General features: G+C 68.7%; 27 protein-coding genes. 9 read left to right on the top strand and 18 right to left on the bottom strand.

Annotation, left to right across the window (positions count from 1 at the left end; translation table 11 throughout):
- Window positions 1-10: 10 nt before the first annotated feature.
- Genes dctP through JHW45_RS16960 form a run of 5 tightly spaced genes read left to right on the top strand, consistent with a single transcriptional unit; the run spans window position 11 to window position 5,678 of the window.
- Window positions 11-997 carry a TRAP transporter substrate-binding protein DctP gene (gene dctP / locus JHW45_RS16980; protein ID WP_272858760.1) on the top strand — a complete coding sequence of 329 codons (987 nt, stop codon included), beginning with the start codon at window positions 11-13 and terminating at the stop codon, window positions 995-997.
- A gap of 40 nt (window positions 998-1,037) precedes the next feature.
- Entirely contained in the window at window positions 1,038-1,538 is a 501-nt protein-coding gene (locus JHW45_RS16975; RefSeq protein ID WP_272858759.1) for a TRAP transporter small permease, read from the top strand.
- Window positions 1,538-2,854 carry a TRAP transporter large permease gene (locus JHW45_RS16970; protein ID WP_272858758.1) on the top strand — a complete coding sequence of 439 codons (1,317 nt, stop codon included), beginning with the start codon at window positions 1,538-1,540 and terminating at the stop codon, window positions 2,852-2,854. The genes JHW45_RS16975 and JHW45_RS16970 overlap by 1 nt, the downstream gene beginning before the upstream one ends.
- Window positions 2,851-4,173, top strand: coding sequence for a malonyl-CoA decarboxylase (locus JHW45_RS16965; protein WP_272858757.1), 1,323 nt, complete (start codon window positions 2,851-2,853; stop codon window positions 4,171-4,173). Before JHW45_RS16970 ends, JHW45_RS16965 begins: the two co-directional genes overlap by 4 nt.
- On the top strand, window positions 4,170-5,678 hold the full coding sequence (locus JHW45_RS16960; RefSeq protein WP_272858756.1) for a malonate--CoA ligase: 1,509 nt from the start codon (window positions 4,170-4,172) through the stop codon (window positions 5,676-5,678). Before JHW45_RS16965 ends, JHW45_RS16960 begins: the two co-directional genes overlap by 4 nt.
- A gap of 50 nt (window positions 5,679-5,728) precedes the next feature.
- Here the strand turns inward: JHW45_RS16960 and JHW45_RS16955 are convergent, their stop codons facing one another.
- The 18 genes from JHW45_RS16955 to JHW45_RS16870 all read right to left on the bottom strand — a co-directional run bounded on the left by JHW45_RS16955 (window position 5,729) and on the right by JHW45_RS16870 (window position 22,286).
- A complete protein-coding gene (locus JHW45_RS16955) occupies window positions 5,729-6,847 on the bottom strand; it encodes a Hint domain-containing protein (RefSeq protein WP_272858755.1) in 1,119 nt (372 codons plus the stop codon).
- Between the two features lie 135 nt (window positions 6,848-6,982).
- Window positions 6,983-7,987: a glycosyltransferase family 2 protein gene (locus JHW45_RS16950; RefSeq protein ID WP_272858754.1), complete on the bottom strand. Its 1,005-nt coding sequence runs from the start codon at window positions 7,985-7,987 to the stop codon at window positions 6,983-6,985.
- Window positions 7,984-8,547 (bottom strand): SAM-dependent methyltransferase, encoded by a 564-nt coding sequence (locus JHW45_RS16945; RefSeq protein ID WP_272858753.1) that lies wholly within the window; start codon window positions 8,545-8,547, stop codon window positions 7,984-7,986. The genes JHW45_RS16950 and JHW45_RS16945 overlap by 4 nt, the downstream gene beginning before the upstream one ends.
- Window positions 8,544-9,251, bottom strand: a complete 708-nt coding sequence (locus tag JHW45_RS16940; protein WP_272858752.1) for a PIG-L deacetylase family protein — start codon at window positions 9,249-9,251, stop codon at window positions 8,544-8,546. Before JHW45_RS16940 ends, JHW45_RS16945 begins: the two co-directional genes overlap by 4 nt.
- Window positions 9,248-10,345: an acyl-CoA dehydrogenase family protein gene (locus JHW45_RS16935; RefSeq protein WP_272858751.1), complete on the bottom strand. Its 1,098-nt coding sequence runs from the start codon at window positions 10,343-10,345 to the stop codon at window positions 9,248-9,250. Before JHW45_RS16935 ends, JHW45_RS16940 begins: the two co-directional genes overlap by 4 nt.
- The gene (locus JHW45_RS16930) at window positions 10,338-11,396 is read right to left on the bottom strand and encodes a glycosyltransferase (protein WP_272858750.1); all 1,059 of its coding nucleotides are present in this window, start codon (window positions 11,394-11,396) and stop codon (window positions 10,338-10,340) included. Before JHW45_RS16930 ends, JHW45_RS16935 begins: the two co-directional genes overlap by 8 nt.
- Window positions 11,393-12,349 carry a glycosyltransferase family A protein gene (locus tag JHW45_RS16925; RefSeq protein WP_272858749.1) on the bottom strand — a complete coding sequence of 319 codons (957 nt, stop codon included), beginning with the start codon at window positions 12,347-12,349 and terminating at the stop codon, window positions 11,393-11,395. Before JHW45_RS16925 ends, JHW45_RS16930 begins: the two co-directional genes overlap by 4 nt.
- A complete protein-coding gene (locus tag JHW45_RS16920) occupies window positions 12,346-13,797 on the bottom strand; it encodes a glycosyltransferase family 2 protein (protein ID WP_272858748.1) in 1,452 nt (483 codons plus the stop codon). Before JHW45_RS16920 ends, JHW45_RS16925 begins: the two co-directional genes overlap by 4 nt.
- A gap of 190 nt (window positions 13,798-13,987) precedes the next feature.
- A complete protein-coding gene (locus JHW45_RS16915) occupies window positions 13,988-14,725 on the bottom strand; it encodes a Crp/Fnr family transcriptional regulator (protein ID WP_272858747.1) in 738 nt (245 codons plus the stop codon).
- A gap of 368 nt (window positions 14,726-15,093) precedes the next feature.
- Complete coding sequence (locus JHW45_RS16910; protein WP_272858746.1) at window positions 15,094-15,678, bottom strand: DUF1190 domain-containing protein; 585 nt, start codon at window positions 15,676-15,678, stop codon at window positions 15,094-15,096.
- A 20-nt stretch (window positions 15,679-15,698) separates the two neighbouring features.
- Window positions 15,699-16,925 carry a glutathionylspermidine synthase family protein gene (locus JHW45_RS16905; RefSeq protein WP_272858745.1) on the bottom strand — a complete coding sequence of 409 codons (1,227 nt, stop codon included), beginning with the start codon at window positions 16,923-16,925 and terminating at the stop codon, window positions 15,699-15,701.
- 79 nt (window positions 16,926-17,004) lie between these two features.
- On the bottom strand, window positions 17,005-18,135 hold the full coding sequence (gene nagA, locus JHW45_RS16900; RefSeq protein WP_419181871.1) for an N-acetylglucosamine-6-phosphate deacetylase: 1,131 nt from the start codon (window positions 18,133-18,135) through the stop codon (window positions 17,005-17,007).
- A gap of 41 nt (window positions 18,136-18,176) precedes the next feature.
- The gene (locus tag JHW45_RS16895) at window positions 18,177-18,947 is read right to left on the bottom strand and encodes a GntR family transcriptional regulator (protein ID WP_272858743.1); all 771 of its coding nucleotides are present in this window, start codon (window positions 18,945-18,947) and stop codon (window positions 18,177-18,179) included.
- Window positions 18,944-19,783, bottom strand: a complete 840-nt coding sequence (locus JHW45_RS16890; RefSeq protein ID WP_272858742.1) for a glucosamine kinase nucleotide-binding domain-containing protein — start codon at window positions 19,781-19,783, stop codon at window positions 18,944-18,946. The genes JHW45_RS16895 and JHW45_RS16890 overlap by 4 nt, the downstream gene beginning before the upstream one ends.
- A gap of 88 nt (window positions 19,784-19,871) precedes the next feature.
- Window positions 19,872-20,819 (bottom strand): TonB family protein, encoded by a 948-nt coding sequence (locus tag JHW45_RS16885; protein ID WP_272858741.1) that lies wholly within the window; start codon window positions 20,817-20,819, stop codon window positions 19,872-19,874.
- Window positions 20,820-20,822: 3 nt separating this feature from the next.
- Window positions 20,823-21,194: a biopolymer transporter ExbD gene (locus tag JHW45_RS16880; protein WP_272858740.1), complete on the bottom strand. Its 372-nt coding sequence runs from the start codon at window positions 21,192-21,194 to the stop codon at window positions 20,823-20,825.
- 16 nt (window positions 21,195-21,210) lie between these two features.
- Window positions 21,211-21,606 (bottom strand): ExbD/TolR family protein, encoded by a 396-nt coding sequence (locus JHW45_RS16875; RefSeq protein ID WP_272858739.1) that lies wholly within the window; start codon window positions 21,604-21,606, stop codon window positions 21,211-21,213.
- Window positions 21,603-22,286, bottom strand: a complete 684-nt coding sequence (locus JHW45_RS16870; RefSeq protein ID WP_272858738.1) for a MotA/TolQ/ExbB proton channel family protein — start codon at window positions 22,284-22,286, stop codon at window positions 21,603-21,605. The genes JHW45_RS16875 and JHW45_RS16870 overlap by 4 nt, the downstream gene beginning before the upstream one ends.
- A gap of 255 nt (window positions 22,287-22,541) precedes the next feature.
- On the opposite strand from JHW45_RS16870, the gene mobA reads away from it, so the two are divergent.
- From mobA to JHW45_RS16850, 4 genes are all read left to right on the top strand, one after another.
- On the top strand, window positions 22,542-23,153 hold the full coding sequence (mobA, locus tag JHW45_RS16865) for a molybdenum cofactor guanylyltransferase MobA (protein ID WP_272858737.1): 612 nt from the start codon (window positions 22,542-22,544) through the stop codon (window positions 23,151-23,153).
- Window positions 23,154-23,292: 139 nt separating this feature from the next.
- Window positions 23,293-24,606, top strand: a complete 1,314-nt coding sequence (locus tag JHW45_RS16860) for an NAD(P)/FAD-dependent oxidoreductase (protein ID WP_272858736.1) — start codon at window positions 23,293-23,295, stop codon at window positions 24,604-24,606.
- Entirely contained in the window at window positions 24,603-25,397 is a 795-nt protein-coding gene (locus JHW45_RS16855; RefSeq protein ID WP_272858735.1) for a DUF1365 domain-containing protein, read from the top strand. The genes JHW45_RS16860 and JHW45_RS16855 overlap by 4 nt, the downstream gene beginning before the upstream one ends.
- A 4-nt stretch (window positions 25,398-25,401) precedes the next feature.
- A complete protein-coding gene (locus JHW45_RS16850; RefSeq protein ID WP_272858734.1) occupies window positions 25,402-26,559 on the top strand; it encodes an SAM-dependent methyltransferase in 1,158 nt (385 codons plus the stop codon).
- Window positions 26,560-26,593: the final 34 nt, after the last annotated feature.

Below are 26,593 nucleotides of genomic sequence, written 5' to 3'. Positions count from 1 at the left end.
AGGAAAGATGATGTTCAAGACAACGGGTGCCGTTCTGGCCCTTGCCACCGCCATGCCGATGGTCGCAGGCGCCGAGGTGCTGAAGGCCAGCCACCAGTTTCCGGGCGGCAAGGGCGATGCGCGCGACGAGATGGTGCAGATGATCGCCAAGGACGTGGCCGATGCCGACGTCGATCTGGAAATCCGCGTCTATCCGGGGGAATCGCTGTACAAGGCCAAGGAACAATGGGGCGCGCTGACCAGCGGGCAGTTGGACATGTCGTCCTTTCCGCTGGACTATGCCGCCGGACGGGTGCCGCAATTCAGCGTGACCCTGATGCCGGGACTGGTGCGCAACCACGAACGCGCCGCGCGGCTGAACGATTCGCCCTTCATGGAATCGATCCACAAGCTGATCGAGGATAACGGCGCGCTGGTCCTGTCGGATGCGTGGCTGTCGGGCGGCTTTGTCAGCAAGAAGAACTGCATCACCGCGCCCGACACGATCGCGGGTCAGGTGACGCGGGCGGCGGGTCCGGCCTTCGAACAGATGCTGGTCGGTGCCGGGGCCTCGATCTCGTCGATGCCGTCGTCCGAGATCTATACCGGCATGCAGACCGGCGTTCTGGACGCGGCCAACACCTCGTCGGGGTCGATGGTCAGCTATCGCCTGTTCGAACAGGCGACATGCCTGACCGCGCCGGGTGAAAACGCGCTGTGGTTCATGTACGAACCGGTTCTGATCTCGAAAAAGGTCTTCGACCGGCTCAACCCCGAACAGCAACAGGCGCTGATGGATGCGGGCCAGCGGGCCGAGCAGTGGTTTTCGGAACAGGCCGCGGGGCTGGACACCACCATGATCGAGACGTTCGAAAAGGCCGGGGTCGAGGTCGCGACCATGACGCCCGAGGATTTCGACGCCTGGCTGGCCATCGCCCGGGACACTTCCTACAAGCATTTCTCGGACGAGGTCGAAGGCGGGCAGGACCTGATCGACCAGGCGCTGGCGGTCGAGTGATCGGGCCTGCGATCCCGGCCGCGCCGGGCAGGCTGCGGGCATGAGGGCGGTTCTGCGCCTTCTTGACGGGCTGGCCCGCGTCAGCGGCGTGTTCGCCATGGTCCTGCTGGCGGCGGCGACGGTGGTGGTCACGCAGATGGTGTTCTCGCGCTATGTGTTGGGGGCCTCGACCGTGTGGCAGACCGAATTCGTGATCTATGCCACCACCGCCGCGATGATGCTGGGCAGCCCCTATGTGCTGGCCTTGGGCGGCCATGTCGGCGTCGATCTGCTGGTCGAGGCGTCGGGGCCGGGGCTGCGCCGCATCCTTGCGCTGATCTCGGGTCTGGCGTCGCTTTGCTTTGTCGGCGCGCTGGCGTGGTCGGGCTTCGGCTTTCTCTATGAGGCCGCGTCGAACGGCTGGACCACCGACACGATCTGGGCGCTGCCGCTGTGGATTCCGTTCTGGCCGGTGCCCTTCGCGATGGGGCTGATGGGCCTGCAACTGATCGCGCAGACAGTGGTGGCGATGACCGGCGGTCTGCCCGAAAGGGGGGCGTGATGTCGCCCTCGGCTGCGGGTCTGGCCGTTCTGGTCGCGATGCTGGTCCTGCTGGGCGCCGGCACGCCGATCGCCTTTGCCCTGGGCTTCGTCGCGGTGGCGGCGCTGGTCCTGTCGGAGGGCTTCACCGCCATCGGCGGGCTGTCGGAAACCTTCTTCGCCGGTCTGGCCAATTTCGGCATGGTGTCGGTGCCGATGTTCATCCTGATGGGCGCGGCGGTGGCCAGCAGCCCCGCCGGCAAGGATCTTTACGAGGCGCTGGACCGCTGGCTGTACCGGGTGCCGGGCGGGATGGTGATGTCGAATATCGGCGCCTGCGGGCTGTTTGCCGCGCTGTCGGGCAGCAGCCCCGCGACCTGCGCCGCCATCGGCAAGATGGGCATCCCCGAAATGACCAAGCGCGGCTATCCCGACAGCCTTGCCGCAGGCTCGATCGCGGCGGGCGGCACGTTGGGCATCCTGATCCCGCCCTCGGTCACGATGATCGTCTATGGCATCTCGACCGAAACCTCGATCGGGCGGCTGTTTCTGGCCGGGCTGCTGCCGGGGCTGATGCTGACCGTCCTGTTCATGGCCTGGGCGCTGTTCGATTGCTGGCGCAAGGGCATCGCCCTGGGCGATGTCACGCGCCGCTTTTCGCTGGCCGAACGGCTTGAGAACCTGCCGCGCGTGCTGCCGTTCCTGCTGATCGTGGCGGCGATCCTGTTCGTCCTCTACGGCGGCGTCGCCACCCCGTCCGAGGCGGCGGGAACCGGCGCGCTGATCTGCATTTTGCTGGTCGCGATCATCTATCGCATGTGGAAGGCGGGCCCCATGGTCGCGATCTTCCGCGACACGATCCGCGAGGCGGTGATGATCATGCTGATCATCGGCGCGGCGGAACTGTTCGCCTTTGCCTTGTCCTCGCTGTTCATCACCCAGACCGTCGCGGGCGCCATCGCCGATCTCGAGGTCAACCGGTGGGTGCTGCTGATCATCATCAACATCTTCCTGCTGGTCGCGGGCTTCTTTCTGCCGCCGGTCGCGATCATCCTGATGTCGGCGCCGATCCTGATGCCGATCCTGGATTCGGCGGGGTTCGATCCCTACTGGTTCGCGGTCATCCTGACGATCAACATGGAAATCGGCCTGATCACCCCGCCGGTCGGGCTGAACCTGTATGTCATCAACAGCATCGCGCCGCAGATCTCGTTGCGCGACATCCTGTTCGGGTCGCTGCCCTTCGTGGGCATGATGGTGGTGGGCATGATCCTGCTGGCGATCTTTCCCCAGATCGCGCTGTTTTTGCCCGAAATGGTGATGGGGCCGGCGCTGTGACCCTGACCGCCCAGCTTTACGACCGGCTCAGCAGCCTTGTCGTCAGTTCCGGCTGGCGGCGGGGCAAGGGCGCGCCCCGCCTGACGCCCGAGGCGCTGATCGAGGCGGCGCAGCGTCTGCCGGTCCTGCAATCGGAAACCCGCGGCATGGCGGTCGCGGCCGACATCCTTGCCGCCTATGCGGCGCTGGACGACGACGGCAAGCGCATCTTCTTCGCCGGGCTGCGCGACGGGTTCGACCCCGATCACGCGGCGCTGACCAAGGCGGTGAAGACATGGCTGGACCGCAAGGACCCCGCCGATCTGGAAGCCCTGACGCGGCTGGCCGAGCCGCCGCGCCAGGAATTGCTGCGCCGGCTGAACATGGCGCCGGGCGGAACCGCGCGGCTGGTCGCCATGCGCGCCGACCTGCTGCGCCTGACCGGGCGCGACCGCGCCTTTGCCCGCGTCGATGCCGATTTCCGCCATCTGCTGCGCTCGTGGTTCAATCGCGGGTTCCTGAAACTGCTGCGCATCGACTGGCACAGCCCGGCCTTTCTGCTGGAAAAGCTGATCGAATACGAAGCCGTGCACGAGATCCGCGATTTCCGCGATCTGCAACGCCGCGTCCTGCCCGAGGATCGGCGCTGCTATGCCTATATGCACCCGGCCATGCCCGACGATCCGCTGATCTTCGTCGAGGTGGCGCTGACCCGCGGCCTGCCCGATTCGGTGCAGGCGCTGATCGACGAACGCCGTGCGCCGCTGGCGCCGCAATCGGCGGATACGGCGGTGTTCTATTCCATCTCGAACTGTCAGGCGGGGCTGGCCGGGATCAGCTTCGGTAATCTTCTGATCAAGAACGTGGTCGCCGAACTGTCGCGCGAACTGCCCGGCCTGACGACATTCGTGACGCTGTCGCCCATTCCCGGCCTGCGAAACTGGTTGCAGGAACGCGCCGCCGCAGGCGAGGCCGAGATCGCGGCGCTTCTGGACGATCCGCAGCCCGGCCCGCTGTCGGCGCAGACCGCCCGCTATCTGCTGCTGGCCAAGGACGCGCGCGGCCGCCCGCGCGACCCCGTCGCCCGGTTCCATCTGGGCAACGGGGCCGAGGCGCACCGGGTCATCGCCGGGGCCGACAAATCCGAACGCGGCATGGCGCAAAGCCTTGGGATGATGGTCAACTACCTCTATGACCGCCAGCGGATCGAGGCGCAGCACGACGATTTCACCGAACGCGGCATCATCGCCGCCCCCAAACGCCTGCAGGACGCCGCGCGCAAGGCCGAGGCCGAGGCGACGGCCGCCGGCAGGAAGACGAAAACGGACAAGACGACATGACCAACACGCTGTTCGACGCGCTGATGGGCCCGCGCAAGGGCGAGGATCGCGATTTCCTGATCCTGCAAAATGGCGCAGCCCTGTCCTATGACGACATCTATCGCCTGTCGGGGCAGATGGCGAACATGCTGACGCAAACCGGCGTGCAGCCGGGCGACCGCGTGGCCGTGCAGGTCGAGAAATCGCCGCAGGCGCTGGCGCTGTATCTGGCGGCGGTGCGCGCGGGCGCGGTGTTCCTGCCGCTGAACACCGCCTATACAGCCGCCGAGATCGGCTATTTCGTCGGCGACGCCGAACCGGCCTTGGTGGTCTGCGACCCGTCCCGGCAGGCGCGGCGCGACGATTTCATGCCGCCCGAGGGCCGGCTGATGACGCTGGACGCGGATGGCCGTGGCAGCCTGAGCGACGCCGCCGCCGCCTGTCCGGAACGCCACGATCCGGTGGCGCGCGGCGGCGCCGATCTTGCCGCCATTCTTTACACATCGGGCACCACCGGCCGGTCCAAGGGCGCGATGCTGAGCCATGACAATCTGCTGTCGAACGCCCGCACGCTGGCCGATGCGTGGCGCTTTACCGCCCAAGACGTGCTGCTGCACGCGCTGCCGATCTTTCACACCCACGGGCTGTTCGTCGCCTCGAACGTGTCGATGCTGACCGGCGGCGCGATGATCTGGCTGCCGAAATTCGACGCCGACACGGTGATCCGCCTGCTGCCGCGCGCGACCGCGATGATGGGGGTGCCGACCTTCTACACAAGGCTGCTGGATCGCGACGATTTCACCGGCGATCTGGTCCGCGACATGCGGCTGTTCACCTCGGGCAGCGCGCCCCTGCTGGCCGAGACGCATCGCGCGTTCGAGGATCGCACCGGGCACCGCATCCTGGAACGCTATGGCATGACGGAAACCAACATGAACACCTCGAACCCGTATGACGGGGAAAGGCGGGCGGGTACCGTGGGCTTTCCGCTGCCGGGGGTCGAACTGAAGATCACCGGCGAGGACGGGGCCGAACTGCCGCAGGGCGAAATCGGCCTGATCGAGGTGCGCGGCGACAACGTCTTCCAGGGGTATTGGCGGATGCCCGAAAAGACCGCCGAGGAGCTGGGCGCGGATGGCTGGTTCAAGACCGGCGATCTGGGCATGATCGACCCGGACGGCTATGTCGTGATCGTCGGGCGCGGCAAGGATCTGATCATCTCGGGCGGGTTCAACATCTATCCCAAAGAGGTCGAGTTGCTGATCGACGAGATGCCGGGCGTTCTGGAAAGCGCCGTGATCGGCGTGCCGCATCCCGATTTCGGCGAAGGCGTGGTCGCGGTGATCGCCCGCGACCGCACCACCCCGCCCGACCCGCAGCAGATCATGGCGGGCCTGTCCGACCGGCTGGCGCGGTTCAAGCAGCCCAAGAAGGTGATCGTGATCGACGAATTGCCGCGCAACACCATGGGCAAGGTGCAAAAAGCCGCCCTGCGCGCGGAATACGCGGATCTGTTCACGACCTGACAGCGCGTGAGGGCATGGGTGCTTGATGCGCCCGCCCGTGTGCCGCGCCCTCAGCCTGCCGCTTGCAACGGCTTTGCGTTCTTCACGTGGCGGTGCAGCAATGCGCCGATTTCGCGCCCCTTGGGCACCGGACGGGCCAGCGCGCGGACCTGCCCGGTCTCTGCCAGTTCGGGAAAGATCGCAAAGATTTCGTCGCGCGCCGCAGTGGACAGGCTGCGCAGCGCGATCCTGCCGGTATGCAGGCTTTCGGTCTGCGCCCCGTTCGAGGTGACGATTTCGTGCCGGTCGAACAGCATGTGGAAATACTCGACTTCGCCGCACTCGGTATCCACGAACACGCCGGGCAGCGCCGTCAGCTTGACCGCCGGCACGAACACCTCGTCCGCGTCGAACATCCGCTTGGCGATCTTCGAACGGACGACGACCCGATGCTGGGGCGAGACCACCAGATCGCGCGCCGGCAGCCCGGCACCCAGGCTGTCCGCCGTGATCTTGATGGGCCGCAGCCTGGGATCGGCGGCCAGCGCCCCTGCGGTCAGGATCATCGACCCGATCCAGCGGATCGGCTGCGCACCGTTGTCGCGGGTCAGAACCCGGTCGCCGACGCGCAAAAGCTCGATCGCGACGCCGCCGCGATCCGTGTCGATCAGCGTGCCGCGCCCGAAACACAGTGGACCTTCGCCGGGTTCATAGCCGACCGCGCGCCATGTCAGCGTGCTACTGTTGATCAACTCCCCGATGCGCGGTCCGCTGGCCCCCGTCCGATCGTGGTTGTTGTCGTAATGCGAGCGCTGGTCGCCGTTCACGAAGACAAGATAGGTTTTCGACCCGTCCGACGTGACCAGCACATCCGCCGTCCCGCCGAATCCCGGTGCAAGGGAACTGGTCCAGGTAAACCTGCCGCTGCCCAGAACGTTCAGGGTGGTGACCGATTTCACCACGTTCTGCGCCGATCCGACATGATCGGTCAGCGTCACCGTCTCGCCCACGTTGAACCGCCCGTCGCCATTGGCGTCGTTCGTCGCGTTGGCCGAGATCGTGGAATAATACAGCTTGTTGATGTTCGCATCGACATTGGTCATCGTCACCGTGGACGACGCGCCCGGCGGCGGAACGCTCAACCGCGTGTTGTAGACGAACGCGTTCACGTCGAAGGCAGAGACGGTCATGCTGATTCCCGCGCAAACCTGATTTCGCGTTCAGGTTGCATGAAAACGCACCCGCGTCTTCAGCCATGTGCCCGGCGTCCTGCGCGTGGCGTTAACCGTGTCCGCCCGGCCACAGCCACGCTTTCCCGCGCCGGCTCAGCCCTTGGCGGCGGTCGCGAACGCGCGCGACGGCGACCCCGCCGCAGAGCTTTCGGAGCAGGGCGGACCGGCGGGCATATGGCCATCGTTCAGCCAGGCGCTCAGCATGTCGATGTGACGCGGCAATTCGCTGGCCAGCAGCCGGTCCTGCCCGGACACCAGCGGCGGCCACGCGCCCAGAGTGCCGGTTTTCAGCGCACTCAGCAGGGTGTCGGCGCGGGGCAGCCCGTCATCCACAAGGTAATCGCCGCCGGCCACGCGCCATCGCAACGCATCGGACATGCCGCCCTGGGCGCGCCCGGTCAGGCGGCAGGATGCCTGCACGATCACGTCGTCGGCGTGAACGATCCGACGCCGCGTCTGGCCCAGCCGTCGCACAAGGTCGCGATCCTCGCCGCACGGCTGCGGCGCAAAGCCGCCGGCGGCAAGATAGGCGGCCCGCGTCACCGCCAGGCTGGCCCCCGCCGCCTGTCCGTGCGTGCCGCCAAGATGCGCGCAATGCGGCGCGTGCCGGGCATGGAATTCCCGGACCAGCGCGGCATAGATGCCCTCGTTCCGTGCCGCGACCGGGTCCATCTGCGCCAGCACCTCGGCCTCGCTGCTGATCGGCTCGATCCGGCCACAGACGGCGTCGGCGCGCTGCAGATGCGCCAGATTGCGCGCGACCCAGTCCGGCGCGGCGATGCAGTCGGCATCGGTGTTCAGGATATGGCGCAGTCCGGGCATCCCGCGCAGCGCCGCCGCGCATCCGATCCGCCGCGCCGCGCCCACGCCTTCGCCGGGGTCCAGACTGCGCTGAACGATCGTCAGATCCAGCCCGCATCGCGCAGCCTGTCGCCGTGCCACGCGGGCGGTCGCGTCGGTGGTGTTGTTGATCATAACGAATACCCGCACCCGGTCCGGCGACTGCCCGGCCAGCGCGCGCAGCGCGACCCCGATGCGCCGCGCCTCGTTGCGCGCCGGGATGACGATGGCAATGTCCTTGTCCAAGGCCCGGCTCATACGGGCTTCTTCGGCAGGGCGCGGTCGATCCGATACCGGTCGTGCCGCGTCACAAGGGTGAAATCATGCGTCTCCAGGGCCGCGGCAAAGATCGCCAGCGCCTGTTCGCCCTGCAATTCGTGCCCGGTCGGGCCAAGCCAGGTCACGCAGATCACCTCGGCCAAGGGAAACTGCGCGGCAATGTCGCCGGCCAGCCGGCGCAGGTCGCGCGCATCGAGGAAATACAGGATCTCGGACAGGATCAGCAGATCGAAGCCGTCGCCCGGCAGCGGGCAGGGATAGAAACCCTGGACGAACCGCGCCTGCGGCACCGTGCGCCGCGCCGCCTCCAGCGCGACGGCGACCGCATCCATCCCGGTATAGCGGTCGCACCGTCCCACCAGATGCCGCGCCAGCTGCCCGTTGCCGCACCCCAACTCGAACGCCGCGCGATAGCGTGGGCGCAGCAGCGCATCGCAGGTCGCCGCGAATTTCTGCTGCTCATAGGCGCTTGTGGCGAAATTCCACGGGTCCGACGATTGGGCATAGACCGACAGCAGATGATCGCGTCCCACGCTCATGCCGGCATCCTCCAGAAAATCTCGTCCTCGTCCAGAAACCGCCGGATCATCGCGTCCGGCAGCACGAATCCGAACGGATCGTCCCGCACGATCCGGCCCATCTGCGTGCGATGCGCGTGGATCGCGGCGCGTTTCCGGCCGGCCATGCGGCCCGGCGGCACGAATACCGGATCGCGGGCGGCGATCATGGCTGCGAAATCGGGCTCGTCCCACCGCGACCAGACCGGATAGGCATGGAATGTCAGATCGGGCCGCCGCTGCCGCAGGATCAGGGCGATGCGGAATGTCGCCTTGTGATCGGCGTGATGATCCTCGATGGCGGGCACGAAGACATGCGCCGCGCCAAGCCCCGTGACGATCCGGTCCAGATCCTCCGCCACGCGCATCGGGTCGGCCAGATGCAGGCGGCTGTCGGGCAGGCCAAGCCATGTCAGGTCGGTCTTGGCGCCGCCAAGCCGGCTGACGGCCTCGGACAACTCGGCCCGCCGCCGCGCCGCCAGCCGGTCGGGTGGCCATTGCCGTGACGCCGGATGGCTGGCGCTGCCATCGGTCAGGCAGATGACATGCGCCCCCGCGCCGGCAAAGCCCCGCGCCAGCAGCGCACCGCAGGCCAGCGATTCGTCGTCGGGATGCGGCGCCAGCACGACCAGCGGTTCGCGCCCCTGGAACACACCGGCCAATCGTGTTGCGGATGCGTCGTTCATGCGGGCAGGCCCCCGATGCCGCCATCGCGGCCCAGCACGTGATCGGCCGCCTGTTGCAGCAACGCATCGCGCGCCGCCTGCCGCAGATAGACCGACAGGTCCCGCGCCATGCGCCCGGTGGGCGAACCTTGCGCGAAATGGCGCAGGCCAAGGCTTTGCTCGACGGCGTGGATGGCGGCCAGCGCGGCCTCTTCGGTGAACAGCCGGGCCGAGATCGACAGGCTGACCGCATCCTCGGCCGCGATCGCGGGATCGGATGCGGCGACAGCGGCGCGTTCGGTCAGCGCCATGCCCGCCCAGACCCGCATCAGCGCGGTCATCAGCCGCGTCTTCTGCGCCTCGGCCGCCAGTCGCCCGGTCTCGCGCAGCGATGCCGCGGCCCGGTCAACCAGCCCCGCCGACGCGCCGGCCTGCAACGCCGCGATGCGCCAGACGCCGCCGACGAACGAGGGTTCGCGCAGGTAATCGCCCGGCCCGCCGATCCACCCGTCCGGCCCCGGCTCGATGCCGGTCATGTCGAAACTGCCCGACGCGGTCGCCCGCATCCCCGGCACGGTCCAGCCCGACAGGTCGGCACGGTCGCCGGCGCGCACCTCGATCAGCGCCAGGCGCACATCCGGCCCCGACCCAACCGTGACCAGCGCATGGCTCAGCGTGCCGAGCCCCGAGGCGAAATTCTTGACCCCCACCAGCTGCGCGCCGCCGGGCGACAGCGTGACCGGCGGCACGCCGTCCGCGCCCCAGACGCCGAACAGGGCACCCTGCGCCAGCCACTTGCGCACGCGGTCGCGCTGCGCCGACGTTCCCCGCAGGCGAATCAGGTGCAGCGCGTTGACATGGCCTTCCCACAACCGGCCCACCGACAGATTGACCCCGCCCACCTGCATCAGCGCCCGCGCGGTGCGCGCGGGATCGGCCGTGCCGTCATCCTCCAGCAGACCGGCCCGGCGCAGCAGGTCGACGGACGCCGCGATGGGCGCGGCGCCGCGCTCCTCGGCGTCGGCGGCGGCCGACAGCGCCGCCAGCACGCGGGCCGGGACGGGGCCGGCTTGCGCTGCGGGGGATGTGATGAAGGTGGCTTCGGCGTCAGGCATGGTGTTCCACGATTTGCGTCGCTGCGGCGGGGGTGCGCATCGCCCCCGACAAAAGCCGCGCCCAGTCCTGCGCGACACGGCGCAGTCTGAACGCGGGATCGGGCGTTGCGCAAGGCGGGGTGCGCCGCCAGGCCTCGATCCGGGCGCGGATCTGGTCGGGATCGTGCCCGTCCACGCGCTGCGCTGGATCGCGCACGATCTCGGCATTGGCACCCAGCCCGTCATGGACCAGCACCGGCGTGCCCACCGCATTCGCCTCGGCCAGCACCAGCCCGAAGGTTTCGGCAAACCCGGTCTGCGGATAGAACAGGCACAGCGCCCGCCGCATCTGCGCGATCAGCGCCGGATGCGGCAGCGCGCCCAGAAAGACCACGCCTTCGGGCGCCGGCCCGGTCGCCCACCGCAGATAGCCCGGATCGGCCACCGCCAGCCGCAGTTTCGGCAGGCTGGCGCGCAGCGTGCGGAACTGCCCGAACACCTCGGTCAGCCCCTTGTGGGGCGAGCTTGCAAACAGCAGCAGGTCCGGATCGCGCGGCGTGTCGTCGGGGTGCAGATCGTCGGCGATGGGGTTGTGGATGAAGCCGATCCGGGGCAGCGCCTGCGGCCCCAGAAACGCGGTCAGCGTGCGGGCATGGCTGGCCGACACGCAGATCACCGCGATATCCGCAGATCGCAGCGCTGCGCCCATGGCGCGGTTGTGGCGGCCCGGATGGACATGCAGCCACAGAAAGATCGGCGTGTCCGGATGCCGCCTGCGCAGCTTCAGCGCGACCTTCCAGCGGTTGACGACGACGATGACATCGGCCCCCGCACCCGCGAACGCCGCCGCAAGCGGACACAGCCGGCCCGCCCGCGACAGGGCCTGCGCCGCGCGTCCGTTCTGATACAGCGTGACGCCGAACTGTGGCGCCAGCGCCACGGCGACGCGCAGGATCGTGGCCTCGGTCCCGCCCAGCCCGTGCGCGGCCAGATCGGGCAGATCGTATCCCTTCGCGCTGCACGTATCGACGATGGCGACGCGAAGGCGCGCGCGATGGCGCAGCACCGTCATTGCGCGGCCACCGTCCGGGGCAGGATGCGGTCCAGCCGCGCGGCCGTGGCGGGGCTGACCGGCATGTCGCGGCGGCGCAGCAGGGCGGGGTTGCTGACAAGGCGCACATCCAGATCGGGAATGTCCACCGGAACCGGGTCCACGCGGCGGCTGTCGCGCCAGACCGCGACCTTCTGCCAGACCATCTGCCGATCCGCCCGCCGCCGGGCGCTGTCGTAATCTGACCGCGCCGATTGCGTCAGGCTGTCCGGCGTCTCGATCTTGGTCAGCAGCAATTCGGGCACGATCCAGACGATCTCGCCGTTCAGGATCAGGCGGTTGCGCAACTCTCGATCCTCCTCGATGCAGTCCTCGAACCCGCCCAGGCGGGCGAACACGTCGGCGCGGAACAGGCCCGAATTGATGTGTGTCCATTCGCCCGGCACCTGGCTGCCCATCTGCAGATTGGGAAACACATCGTCCAGCAACGACAGATCGCGCCGGATCTCGACCCGCCGCCCGTCGGGCAGGATCAACTCGTGATGCGTCAGCACCACGCCGACCTGCAGGGTCTGACCCGCGCGTTTGTCGGCCATCGCCCAGTTGAGACAGCCATCCGCGCCGATATGCTGCGCGCTCAGCACCCGGACCTGACGCAGAACCTTGTCGCGATGCGGAATGTCGTCGGAATCGTGAAAGGTGACGGCATCGCCATCGGTCAGCAAAAGACCCGCATTCTTGGCCTGCGCCGTCCCCAGATTGCGGCCCAGCCGGACATAGTTGAACTTCGGATGCGACAGGAACGGCACCACCGCATCCTGGGCGGCATCGGTGCTGGCATCGTCGATCACCGTGACGCGGATGTTCCACCAGCTTTGATCCAGCGCGGCGCGGATCGCGCCCGCGATCAGATGCGCGCGGTTCCACGTGGGAACAACGATATCGACCAAGGGGGCCAGCGGATCGCGGGTCATGCGGCCACCTCGCGCGCGGCAAGGCACGACGCGCGATAGCTGCGCAGACTTCTGTCGGTGATCACCGCCGCCGGCAGCGGCAGGGCCAGCGTCAGCAGCGCGACCACGACCAGCGGCTGGACCGGATGCAGCGCGGCCAGCGCGGCCAGCGACGCGGCGCATAACAGCCCATGCGCCACATGCGCCCGCCCGGCCACCTTGCCCCATTTGTCGGTCACGACGAAGGCCAGCCTCTTTCCGCACAGCGCATCGAACGTGGCCATCGCCGAACGGGGCGCCAGCGCGATCCGGCAGGCCAGCGCATGACATATCACCGGCCAGCCCAACCCGTCGCGCAGCCCCCGCCCCACGACCCGCAAGACGATGTCGCACAGGCTGAGAACGATGACCGATGCCGCCAGCACGACCTCGGCCGTCGATTCGCGCCCCATCGCCAACCAGACCAGCAGCAGCAGGCAGGGGATCAGCGTCAGGTTGAACCACGCCGTCAGCTGCGACACGATGGCCAGGCGCTTTTGCAGCCCAAGCCGCCTCGCGCCGCCAAGGATCGTGCCCGAATGGCGCAGCAAGGTCTGGAAATTGCCGCTGCACCAGCGATAGCGTTGTTTTTCCAGATCCTTCAGCGACATCGGCAGCAGCCCCTGACCCACGATCCGGTTCACGAACCGCCCGACATGGCCGGTATCGCACAGCCGCACGCCCATCTCGGCATCCTCGGTCGTGGTCACGCCCTGCCACCCGCCGGCCCTGATCAGCGCGTCGCGCGCGATCACGCACAGCGTGCCGGTCAGCAGCACCGCATCGGCTTCGTCGGCGTTGGTGGCGTCGGTGCGGAAATATTCCTCAAGCTCGGCGTTCACGCCGGGCGCGGTCGCCTCGGTGTCGGCATAGGATTGCGGGAACTGCACGTAATCGGCGCCGGTCCGGCGCAGCGCGGCGGCGGCGGTGGACAGGAAATCGCGCCGCACGACGTAATCGGCATCGACCGTCACGATATGGGTCGCGGCGGGCGCGGTATGGGCCAGCGCGATGTTCAGCGCGCCGGCCTTGGCAGCCTGCACATTTTTGCGATGCAGGAAGGTGATCCGGCCGGGATGGGCGGCGCAGAACGCCTGAACCGGGGTCCACAGCGCCGGATCGCGCGTGTTGTTGTCCATCACCACGATCTCGAAGGCGCGGTCCGGCCAGTCCTGATCCAGCAGCGCGCGCAGCGTCCGGATCACCATGTCGGGCGGCTCGGCATGGGTGGCCACATGGACGGAGAACCAGGGCGGCGATGCGGGTCCGGGATTGTCGATGGCGCGCGCCGGCAGCCGCGCGATGATCGGGCGCATGACCATCAGCGCCAGTTGCAGGATCAGAATGGCCAGGCAAATGGCCACTCCGAATAAGGGTACCCACAGCGCAAGGATCACCGCGCCCCAAACTGTCGCCAGCCGACGTTTCATCGTTCACCCCCAAGGCGTCAACGAGCAGATTTTCTCTCGTGATTCAGCAGCCTGTACCGCATCCGGATCGGCTTCAGCCCGTAACGATCATCGCCAACCGGCGGTTCCCGCCCGACCTGCCGCCCATCCGGGGCAAGCGCCCAGAATGGCGAAATTCGCGCGTCGCGCATGAAACTGGATTAAAGCCGGCTCAGGCCTGCGGAAACCACGACGTGTCCATCTGCGCGTAACGGTCCTGAAAATCCGTCAGCGCGATCATCTGCTCCTCGGCCAGGATCTGCACATACCCGTCGTGCCGCCGGATCAGCCCGTCCTGTTCCAGCCGGATGAAGGTCTTGCTGACATAGACATTGGTCAGGCCCAGATAATCCGCGATCTGGCCCTGGTTCATCGGCAGCCGGAACGTGTCGGTCATGCCGGGGTTGGTGATGCGCAGCCGCGCGATCAGGTCCAGAAGCATATAGGCGATCTTTTCCCGCGCGCTCATCCGTCCCATCGCGCGCAGCACGTCGATGAACACCACCTGATCGCGCAGCGCGATGGACAGCAACAAGGCCGACAGGCGCGGCGCCTCGCGCAGGATCAGGTCAAGCGCGGATTTCGGAAACGGGCACAGGCACACATCCTCGACCGTGCGCAGCGTGGTCGTGGTGTGTTTCAGCGCGACATCGGGAAAGCCGATGACATCGCCCGGATGATGGATCTTGACGATCTGGCGCCGCCCGTCGGGCAGGTCGGTATAGCTGAACGCCCAGCCGCGTTTCACGACGTAAAGTTCGCGATTCTCGTCGCCGCCCTGATGGATCTCGGTCCCGCCGGCAAAGCTGCGTTCGGTCTTTTCGAACGTGGCCAGCTTTTCGCGGTCGGCATCGGTCAGCGTGACATAATGCGACAGCTTGGCGACCAGACAACTCGACTCGTGACCCATCGAACATATCCCACCTTCTGCGCCGGCACCCAAGGCCGGACGATCCGGCGCAGGATAGCCGCGATCGCCGCCGCCATGAAGCCCGCTTTCTTGGATACGAATCGCAGGGTGCGCGGGATCGTGCGCGGCGGCACCCGGCCCTGCCGGCACCGGCACCGGCACCGGCACCGGCGTCCGCATCTCGCACCCGCGCAACGCAGCGTTCGCAAGCTGTGTACACTCTGTGCCGCCCCGGTGCCGCGCCGGTGCACGCATATCACAGCCCTTGCCCCAGCATATGCAGGCCCGGACCGCGCCCGCGCCCGCCCTGCGGCATCACGCAACGCACGTTGCGCGTGCAACACCGCGCCGCTGCGCCGGCAGACGTATCAGCCGCCGAACCCGCGCGAGCCGCCCGTGCGCCCGAACCCGCCGCGCGAGGCCGCCGTCGCCCGCGACATCGGCGCCTTGCCCGCCGTCGTGGCGGGGCGCACGAATTGCTGGCTGCTCATCGACGCCCGCCCCTGATTGGCCGAGAAATTGCTGGTCCGCGTGGCGTTGGTGAACCCGCCCGACCCGTTGCGATACATCGGCTGCGAGGCGGCCATTCCGCCGCCCGCCCGGCCCAGCATGCTGCCGATCAGATAGCCCGCCAGCAGCGGCATGAAGATGCTGCCCGACCCGCCATTCTGCACCTGCTCGGCCTCGGACCCGCAATTGCCCTCTCCGTGCTGCTCCTCGCAGACGGCCAGGCTGTCATAGCGCGGCGCCGCCTCGACATGCAGCGTCTCGGCCTCGGCAAACGCCTGCTCGCACTGCTCTGGCGTGAACATCCCGGCCTCGCCCGCCGCCGCCTGACAGCTTGCCAGATCGGGGAAAGCCTGCGCATCGACCTGTTCGTCGCGGCAGCCCGCAACCGCAAAGGATGCGGCACCGACAATGGCCAGCGCGACGGTTCTGGAACGTTTTCTCATGGCATTCATCCTAACGCGGTTCAGTCTGCGATGAAATGAGGCTTGAAGCGGGACAGATCCTGCGTGATCCGCGCGCGATCCTCGCGCACGCCCATCCCCACGCATTCATGGCCGACCACCCAGGCCCCGATCACCGGGTGAAATCCGCCGAAATCCGGCAGCGGCTGAAAGCCCTGCACGATGCGCGGATGGCTGTCGTAATCGGGATTTTCCGACGCCTCGATCACGTCGCCCGCCTCGACGATGCGCACCCCGGCGCCTTCGCGCGAAAAGATCGGCTTGACGACATGGGCGCGGCGCAGCGCGTCGGCGGCGCGGTCGAAACTGGCCGCGACATGGCGCAACGGCCGGCCGTTGGCGGCCAGCGCGTCGGCCACGTCGTCGGCGAAGAACGCGGGCAGCAGGTTCGGATGCCCCTCGAACATCTGCCACAGAACCGGCAGGATGCCCTTGTTCGACAGCAGCGCCTTCCATGCCGGTTCCAGGAACAGACAGCCCGATCCGGCGATCCGGTCGGCATAGTCGTCCTGCAACAGATCCTCCCACGGATACAGCTTGAACAGCGTCCCGATCACCCGGTCCTCGGCATCGACGAACTGGCCGTCGGGGCTGACGCCGATCTTGTCCAGATCGCTGTAATGCGCGCCCATCCCGGCCTCGCGCGCGGCCCAGCCCATCGCCTCGACGGTGGCGTAATCCTCGGGGTTGTCGGCGATGGCGGTGAAATGCAGGTCGGTGCCGGGATCGAACAGCGCGCGGAACCGTTCGACCAGCGCCTCGTGGATGCGGTTGAACTGATCGGCATCCGCAGGCAGCGCACCGGCCGCGATCTGATCCTCAAGCCAGCGCCACTGGAACGCGGCGCTTTCGTAAAGCGAGGTCGGCGTGTCGGCGTTGTATTCCAGCAGCTTGGCCGGCCCGGTGCCGTCATAGGCCAGATCGAAGCGGCCATAGATCTCGGGCTCGTTGCGGCGCCAGCTGTCGGCGACAAGATCGCGGTGCCGGTCGGGGATGCCCATCCGCCCCATCAGATCCTCGCTGCCGACGATGGTTTCGACCGCCTCGCGGCACATGGCATGAAGCTGGGTCGAGGGATCCTCGATATCGTCCTCGATCTGGCGCAGATCGAAGCGATAGGCCGAGGATTCGTCCCAATAAGGCTCGCCATGCATGTCGGCAAAGGTAAAGCCCAGCTCTTTCGCGGTCTCGCGCCAGTCGGGGCGTTCGGGCAGAATGATCTTGTCCATGCAGATGTGTTAGCCTGCGCAGGGGCGCGGGGCCAGACACAAGCGCGTCGGTTGCGGTCTTCCCACCTGTTTTACGGATTCAGACCGGTTGCCAGCCGTCGTCCCACACCGCCTTCAGCGCGAATTCGTCGTCCAGAAGGATCAAATCCGCCGCGCGCCCTTCGGCGATGCGGCCGTAACGGTCGTCCAGACCGACCGCCCGTGCCGGAACCGATGTCGCCATCGCCAGCGCGCGTTCGGGCGCGATGCCGACCTTGGTGACCAGGGTCCCGACCGCCTGATCCATGCGCAGATCGGCCCCGGCCAGCGTGCCGTCGGCCAGCGTCAGCCGCCCGTCGCGGCGCAGGACCGGCCGGCCGTTCAGCGTCATCCGGGTCATGTCGGTGCCGGCAAAGGCCATGCAGTCGCTGACCAGGAAGATGCCGTCGGGCCGCGCGCGCAATGCCGCCTGCATCGCGGCGGGATGGACGTGGATGCCGTCGGCGATCAGCCCGGCAAAGCCGTCGCCCGCCAGAACCGCGCCCACCAGACCGGGACTGCGATGGCCCATCTGGCTCATGGCGTTGAACAGATGCGTCGCGCAGCCAGCCCCGGCGGCAAAGGCCGCGCAGGCGGTGTCATAATCGCAATCGCTGTGCCCCAGGCTGACGACGGCACCCGCGCCCGACAGCGCCGCGATCTGCTGCGGGCTGGCCGATTCGGGGGCCAGCGTGACCATCAGCACCGGCAGGGCGCGGGCGGCGTCGGACAGGCGGGCCAGATCGAGATCGTCCATCGGCCGCACCAGCGCGGGATCGTGCGCGCCCTTGCGGCGCGGGTCCAGATGCGGGCCTTCCAGATGCAGGCCAAGAAACCCCGGAACGCCGGCCTGCGCAGCCTCGATCCCCGCGGCGATCACCTGCGCCGTCGCCTCGGGCGCGTCTGTGATCAGCGTCGGCAGGACGCCGGCGCAGCCAAGCCGGCGATGGGTGGCGCAGATCGCGCGCAGCGCCGCCACATCGGTCGTGCCGTCCACCATCAGCCCGCCGCCGCCATTGATCTGCAGATCCAGAAATCCCGGCGCCACGATGCCCCTGACGGTGTGGGTGGGGGTTCCGGCGTCTGACGCGGGCAGAACCGCGTCGATCCTTCCCTCGGCCAGGACAAGGGCGTGATCGTCCAGAAACCGTTCGCCGTCAAAGATGCGCGCGCCGGTGATGATCTGGTTCATCGGATCGTCTCCTTCATCGTTCTGCCGGTCATGTCGGCGGGTCATGTCGGCGGTCTTTCGGCCTCGGGCGACAGTTTCAGTTCGACCGCGAAATCATAGGCGTCGCCGCGATACAGCGAGCGTGTGAATTCCACGACCTGCCCGTTGGGCAGATACGATACACGCTCGATCCGCAACCCCGCCACGCCCGGCGGCACGCCCAGAAGATCGGCGTCGCGGGCGATCAGGTTCGCCGCCGAGATGCGCTGGACCGCGCGGACCGGGCGCTTGCCGCGCGCCTCAAGCAGGGCGTAAAGGCTGCGATCCACCGCATCGGGATCGGGCAGGACCGTGGCCGGCAGCGAGGCGCGTTCGATGGCCAGCGGCACACCGTCCGACATCCGCACCCGTTCCAGCCGCGCGACCAGATCGTTCGCGCCCAGCCCAAGCGCCATCACCTCTTCGGGGGCCGGCGATTGCAGCCCGCGCGCGATCCAGCGGCTTTCGACCCTGCGGCCGCGCCGCTCCATGTCCTCGGTGAACGAGGTCAGCAGCGACAGGGCCTGTTCCAGCCGCTCGACCTGCGGCGCGACGAACGTGCCCGAGCCGCGTTTCTGGACCAATTGCCCCGAGGCGACCAGCGCCTCGACCCCCTTGCGGATGGTCACGCGGGACAGCCCGCTCATCGCGGCCAGATCGCGTTCGGGCGGCAGGTTGTCGCCGGGCTTCAGCCGGCCCGAGGCGATGGCGTCCGCGATTCGCCGGTGCAGTTGCACGTAAAGCGGGCCGCCGCTGCTGTCGCTGAACGCCTCGGGGGTGAACAGGTCGCTCATGCCGCCTGCGCCATCTGCCGGGCCATGGCCAGGGCGCCATCGACGCTGCTGCCCCGCGCCGGCCGGATCGGCCAAAGGCCCGACAGCCGGGCGGCGTAATGCGGCCCCAGCCCGCCGACAAAGACGACGGGCAAGGTGTCGCCGTCCTGCAGGGTGGTCAGAATGTGGCGCACCTGATCGGCCGCGGCGTCGAGGATGCGCCGCGCGGCGGGATCATCCGCACCCGCGATGCGCGGCGACAGCGCCCCGAAATCCGCCGGGCTGGCGCGGTTGCCGAATTCGATGATCCCCTCGATCCCGCCATGTTCGTCCAGGATCGCGCGCAGCAGCGGCGTCATCGGCGCGAAGCCGTCTCCGGCCCAGATCGCCTCGGCCATCAGGGTGCGGCCCAGCACCGCGCCGCTGCCCTCATCGCCCAGAAGAAAGCCGCGCCCGCCGACCTGACGGATCTGCCCGCCCCGCTGGACCGCAAAGACCGAGCCGGTGCCGATGGCCGCAAGGATGCCGTCACCCGGGCCAAGCGCACCGCGCGCGGTGGTGATGCCGTCATTGACGATCTGCATCCTGCCAAACGGCAGCAGCGCGGCCAGACGCCGGGTCGCCGCGCGCATGGTGCCGCCCGCCAGTCCCAGAGTCGCCACCACCTCGCGCGGATCGGCGGCGATGCCGGCCATCGCCTGATCCGCCGCCTGCATGATGCTGCGCGCCGCGCCGTCGACATCGGTGTTGATATTGGCCGGCCCGCCCTGACCGCGCCCCAGAACCCGCCCGCCGGCATCGGCCAGCGCCGCCCGACAGCCGCTGCCGCCCCCGTCGATTCCCAGAAACACAGCCATCGCGGCCTCCTTGGCGGTGTAGATAGCAAGGCCAGGTGGAAAGCGGAACGGAGATTTCTCAGGCGGCCAGCGCCTGCGGTGACGGCGGTCAGCGGATGTTGAAGGGCTGGGCAAAGGTATAGCTGGCGTCGGTCAGCCCCGCCGGGGCGGCGGGGCAGCGGGCCCGCTGGACGGCGCGCGAGATCTCTCGGTCGACGCGGGCGTTGCCGGTGGAGCCGGTGACGCGGGCGCCCTGCACCCGGCCGTTGCGGGAAATGGTAAAGGCGACGCTGCCGCGCGCGCCTGCCGCGCCGGATGTGCGCGCGATGCTGCGTAACAGGCACGATGACAGCTGGCCCTGCCAACGCGCCATCAGGCTGGCGCGCTGTCCGGCGCTGATGCCGCTGCCGCCGCCATTGCCGCCCGATGACCGCTGCGTGGCGACCCCGCTGGCGCCGCCGCCGCGCGACGGGGCGGAGGGCTGCGCCGCCTGCCGCTGCGGTTGCCGGTCCGCTGCCGGCTCGGCCCGCCGGGGCTGCGGTTGGGGTTGCGGTTCGGGTTGCGGTCGTGACCGGGCGGGGCGGCGTTCGGGCCGGGCCGAAGCCTGCAGCCGCAGGGGCGAGGCCACCCGGATCTGCGGCGGTGCAAAGCTGCGCAGATCGGGCAGGTCGGGCGGTATGGGTGCCGGCCGGTCCTGGGGCGGCTCGGGCAGGTTCGGCCGCGCCGGGCTGGCATCGGGCGCGGCGGGACGCGGCGCAGGCATCGCCGCCAGCACCCGGGCGCGGTCGGCGCGGGGCGGCGAGATCGCCGGATCGGCGTCCACCTGCGCCTCCGTCTGCGGCGCGGGATCGGCGGTCGTCGTCGCGGCCTGCGGCGGCTGTTCCCATTGAGCGACCAGATCGGCCATCTGGCCCGATCCCGCCGTCAGCGCGGCGGCGGGTGCATCGCGCGCAGGCCCGGCCGCCGGCCGATCCGGCAGGATCGTCGCGGCCGCCGTCATGTGCAGGGCCGTGGCGATGACCAGAAAACCGGCGATCTCGGCCACTCGACGCGCCATGGCTCAGCCCCCGCCCACGACCAGCTGCGCGCCGGTGTCGGTGATCCGGTGCAGACGCCGCAGCAGCGCGGCGATGCCGGCGGCATCGGCGGCGCGGTCGGCGCGGATTTCCAGCGGCCCGTCATCCCGCCGCGCCGCGACCATCGCCCAGACCTCTTCGCCCCGCGCCGCGTCATAGGCCAATTGGCCGCTGGCCGAGACATACAGCACGTCGCGGTCGCGCGCGGGCAGGTCCGCGTCAGCAGCGTCGGGCGGGGACAGGCGGAACGGCTCGGGCGGGGCGATCTGCGCGGTCAGCAGGAAGAAGACCAGCAGCAGAAAGACCACGTTGATCATCGGGATGATGGTTTCGCCGCGCGGGCGGCGTCGGGGCATGTCGATCCGCATCGTTCTACTCGACCAGGATCATGTTGGCGATGCCGCCGGCGCGCAGCCTGTCCATCACGTCCACCAGACGTTGCAGATCGGCGCCCTGATGCGGGCGCAGGATGACGGCGGCGTCGTCCGCCGGCATCAGCGCCGACAGATCCGCGACCAGCGCCTCGGGGTCGATGGCGACTCCGTTCAGACTGACCCCCGCCGGCGCGATATCGACCAGCCGTGGCGCACCCTGCCATTCGCTGCCCGTGCCCTCGGCCCCGCCTGTCACCGGCAGAACCGCATCCATCCCAAAGCGCGAGGACAGCATGAAGAAGATCAGCAGCAGGAAGACGACGTCGATCATCGGCGTCAGCGACATCCGGCGCGGATGCCGGCGCGGCCCGAAATCAAGGGTGTCGCCGGTCATTCCGCCGCCTCGAACAGGCGCGGGCGGCGCGGTGCGGCGGGCGATTTCACGAACACGCGCGTCGCCAGATCCTCAAGATCGGCCTGAAGCCGGTCGGCCAGCGATTCGAACCAGCTGAGCGCGATGCCCGCCGGAATCGCCACCGCCATGCCGGCGGCGGTGGTCAGCAGCGCGGTCCATATCCCGCCGGCCAGCGCCGAGGGATCGGCACGGTTACCCGATTCCTGCAACACCTGGAACGCCGCGATCATCCCCAGAACCGTGCCCAGAAGCCCCAGAAGCGGCGCGATGGTGGCGATCAGTTCCAGCGCCCGCAGCCCCTCTCGCGCGCGATACAGCGTCTGGCGGGCGACGCGCCCGGTTTCCTCGCGCGCGGTCTTGTCGTCGATGGAAGGGTCCAGCGTGGTGCCGATGGCGGCCTGCACGACGCGCGCACGGGCCGAGGGGCGGCCGCGAACCTCGGCCAGCGCCTCGGAGCGGCGTCCCTGCGACCACAGATCCAGCGCGCGGCGCGAATGGCTGCCGCCCCACATCCCCAGACGCCACAACGACCAGATCTTCCACAGCACCACGGCCAGCATCGCGACGGACAGGGCGGCGATCAGCCACATCGTCCAGCCGCCGTCGCGGATCATCGCCAGCAGCGGCAGTTGCGCGAAGGCGGGGGCGATCTGGGTCATGGCGGTCTCCGTCCGGGGCTGGGCCGGCACAACCGGCCGTCGTGGCAGGGCATTCGCGTGGGCATCGGGCGTCCGGTGCCATGATGCAGGTTTTCGGGCGCGGCCGGTATCCCCTTAGGGAACAGGGCTGCGACAGGGTCGATGCGGACTCGGGTATAGAATCCGATAAAATGTGTCAAGAATAGGCAGGGGGCCGGGCGCGACGGCCTGCCGCCGCCCCTTGCGGCCTGGCGTGCCCGGCGGCACAGTCACCCGATGGACTCCACGATCCCTGCCGTCATCCTTGCCGGAGGCCGCGCCACGCGCATGGGCGGCGGCGACAAGGCGTTGCTGCGGATCGGCGATGAAACGCTGCTGGACCGCGTCCTCGACCGGCTTCGGCCGCAATGCGGCAAGGTGGCGCTGAACGCGAACGGCGATCCGGCGCGCTTTGCCGGATACGGCCTGCCGATCCTGGCCGACAGCGTGCCAAACCGGCCCGGGCCGCTGGCCGGCATCCTTGCGGGAATGGACTGGGCCGCGGGGCAGGGGGCGTCCGCCGTGATCAGCGTGGCCGCCGACACGCCGTTCTTTCCCGCCGATCTGGTCGCGCGGCTGGCCGCGCAGGCGGGCCGGTCGGGGCTGGCGCTGGCGGCCAGCCGCGACGCGCAGGGGCGGGTGTCGGATCATCCGACCTTCGGCCTGTGGCCCACCGCGCTGCGCCAGGGGTTGCGCGCCGCGCTGCGCGCAGGGCAGCGCCGCGTCGGCGGGTTCGCGCAGGCCCACGATCCCGGACGCGCCATCTGGTCAGGCGATCCGTTCGACCCGTTCTTCAACATCAACACGCCCGACGATCTGGAACGCGCCCGCGCCATCGCGGCGGGATAGGGCGTCGCGACCCTGCCTTTCTGCCCTTGCAGGACGCGCGCCGCGTCCAGCCGGAGCATTTTTCATCCACAGGCGCATATTGCGATGCACCTTTTTGCCGCCGCCCTGCGTGACTGGTCACGACAGCAGGAGATTTGCCGTGACCATCCGCATGCCCGCCCGACCGTTCCGACCCACCACGTCCCCGCGCCGCATCGCGGTGATCGGCAGCGGGATTTCGGGGCTGGGGGCGGCGTGGCTGCTGGACCCGCACCACCATGTCACCCTGTTCGAAGCCAGGCCGCGCCCCGGCGGCCATGCCCGCACCGCGCAGGCTTTCGGCACGGCGGTCGATACCGGCTTCATCGTGTGCAACCGGCGCACCTATCCGCTGTTCATGCCGCTGCTGGATCATCTGGGCGTGGCGACCGAGCCGTCGGACATGACGTTCTCGGCCAGTTTCGGGGGCGGCCGCTATGAATACGGGACCGGCAACACCGCCGCGCTGTTCGCGCAACGGCGACGGGCGGTGGACCCGCGCCATCTGCTGATGCTGCGCGACATCCTGCGGTTTTTCCGCCGCGCGACCGATTATCACGCCAGCGGCCACAGCCTTGGCGCGATGCTGCAGGAATTGCGTCTGGGCGCGGATTTCCGCGATCTGTTCCTGCTGCCGATCTCGGGGGCGATCTGGTCCACGCCCACCGGCGACATGCTGGATTTTCCGGCGGCCAGCTTTGTGCGGTTCTTCGACAATCACGGGCTGCTGTCGGTCGCGGGCCAGCCGGAATGGCGCACGGTCAGCGGCGGCGCGCAGACCTATGTGCGGGCGATCCTGTCGCGGCTGCGCGGGGCCGTCAGGCTGGCAACGCCGGTCTTTCGGGTGATCCGCGACGATCAGGGCGTGACCGTCGTCAGCCCGCGTGGTCCTGAACGGTTCGACCGCGTGGTCTTTGCCACCCATGCGCCGCGCACGCTGTCGATGCTGGACCGCCCGGATGCCGAGGAACGCGCGATCCTGTCGCGTTTTCACACCCAGCCCAATCACATGGTCCTGCATTCCGACACCCGGCTGATGCCGCGCCGTCCGGCGGCGTGGGCGGCGTGGAACTATATCACCCGTGCGCGCCGGCCCGATCCGGGCGCGCCGATCAGCCTGTCCTACTGGATGAACCGGTTGCAGAACCTGCGCACGCCGCGCCCGCTGATCGTGACGCTAAACCCCGAATTCGAGCCGCGCGACATCCACGACCACGCCATGATGGACCATCCGCTGTTCGACGAGGCCGCCATGCGCGCGCAGTCGCGCCTGCCCTCGATCCAGGGGCGGGGCGGGGTGTATCATGCCGGCGCATGGACCCGTCACGGCTTTCACGAGGACGGGTTACTGTCGGCGCTGCGGGTGGCGCAGGCGATGGGGATCGAATGGCCCCTGGGGCAGGACCCCTGGGCCGGAGAGGTGGCAGCCGCATGACCAGCCTGTGGGACGGTGCGCTGATCGAGGCGCGCATCTGGCACGGACGACGCGGCGATGTGGCGCGCGATTTCCGCTACTTTGCCACCTATGTGGCGGTGCCCATCGCGGCGATCGACCGGCGCGAGGCGCCCTTGGCCGTGGATCGCGCCGGGCTGTGGTCGATCCGGTCGCGCGATTACGGCGACCGCGACGGCCGGCCGCTGCGCGATTTCATCGCGGGGCTGCTGGCGCCCGCCGGGCTTGAAGACGCCGACGATGTGACGCTGGTCACGCTGCCGCGCAGTTCCGGCCATGGCTTCAACCCGGTCAGCTTCTGGCTGTGCCGCGACCCGGCGGCCGATCTGCGCGCGGTGCTGGCCGAGGTGTCGAACACCTTTGGCGAGCGTCATTTTTATCTGTGCCATCGCCCGGATCGCGGCACGATCACCGCCAGCGACCGGCTGCACGGCGACAAGCTGTTCCATGTCTCGCCCTTCCTGCCGCGCTCGGGGGGGTATCGGTTCCGCTTCGACACCGGGCCGGGCCGCTTCGGCGCCTGGATCGACTGGCTGGCGGCGGACGGGTCGCGGATGCTGGGCACCTCGATGGTGGGTCCGGCGCGCGATCTGACGCGCGCATCGGTGCGCCGTGCAGCCTTGCGTCATCCGTTCCAGTCGCAGAAAGTGATTGCATTGATACACTTGCAGGCCGCGCGCATCAGGGCGCGCGGGATCGCCTATCTGCGCAAGCCGCCGCAATTGTCGCGCCGCGTCTCGCGCGTGCAGGGGACGGACGGGAAAGGGGAATGACGCGATGCTGGAGCGCAGATTCGCCCGCGAATTTCTGAAGACGGCCGAGGGGATCCGGTTCGGCACGCTGGAGGTCGAGACGCCGGAAGGCACGGTCCACCACTTTGGTGGCCACGCGCCGGGACCGCAATCGCATCTGGTCATCCGCGACTGGCGCATGGTCGCCGCGCTGGCCGCGAAGGGCGATATCGGCCTGACCGAGGCTTATCGCGACGGCTGGTGCGACACGCCCGACCTCGAATCGCTGCTGCGCATGGCGCTGATGAACGAGGATGTGCTGGACAGCTATATCTATGGCGGCTGGCTGAACGCGCTGGCGGCGCGCACGGTCTATTTCCTCAACCGCAACACCCGCGCGGGATCGCGGCGCAACATTCAGGCGCATTACGATCTGGGCAACGATTTCTATCGGCTGTGGCTGGACCCCAGCATGACCTATTCCTCGGCGCTGTACGGGGTGGGCGACGATCTGGCCGGCGCGCAGCAGCGCAAATACGACCGGATCATCGACAACCTGGCCAGCCGGTCGGGCCGCCTGCTCGAGATCGGCTGCGGATGGGGCGGCTTTGCCGAACGGGCGCTGTCGCGGGGCGATTTCGCGCCAAGGGGGCTGACGCTGTCCACCGAACAGGCCGAGTATGCGCGCGCCCGTCTGGGGCGCGATGCGCAGATCGCGTTGCAGGATTATCGCGACCAGACCGGCCAGTTCGATCACATCGTTTCAATTGAGATGTTCGAGGCGGTGGGCGAGAAATACTGGGCGGTCTATTTCGACAAGCTGGCGCAGCTGCTGGCCCGGCGCGGCCGCGCGATGGTGCAGGTGATCACCGTCGCCGACCGCTATTTCGCGCGCTATCGCAAGGGCGGCGACATGATCCGCAGCTTCATCTTTCCCGGCGGCATGCTGCCCTCGCCCGCACGGTTCGAGGCGGGGGCGCAGCGCGCGGGGCTGGTGGTGCAGGATGCGTTCGGCTTCGGCCCCGACTATGCCCGCACCTTGCGCGACTGGCTTGAGCGGTTCGAGGCGAACCTGCCCCAGATCCGCGCCTTGGGCTTCGATGAGGCGTTCATCCGCGTCTGGCGCTTTTATCTGGCGGCATGTGCCGCCTCGTTCCGGGTGAACCGCACCGACGTCGTCCAGTATCGGCTGGCCCACGCCTGACGCCATCTGCCCGCGCCGATTCGCAGGTCGCGGG

Origin of the sequence: Paracoccus stylophorae, from assembly GCF_028553765.1 — a bacterium.
Taxonomy (GTDB): Bacteria; Pseudomonadota; Alphaproteobacteria; order Rhodobacterales; family Rhodobacteraceae; genus Paracoccus; species Paracoccus stylophorae.
The sequence above is the reverse complement of the archived record's forward strand: the minus strand, read 5'-3'. Positions and strand labels throughout refer to the sequence as shown.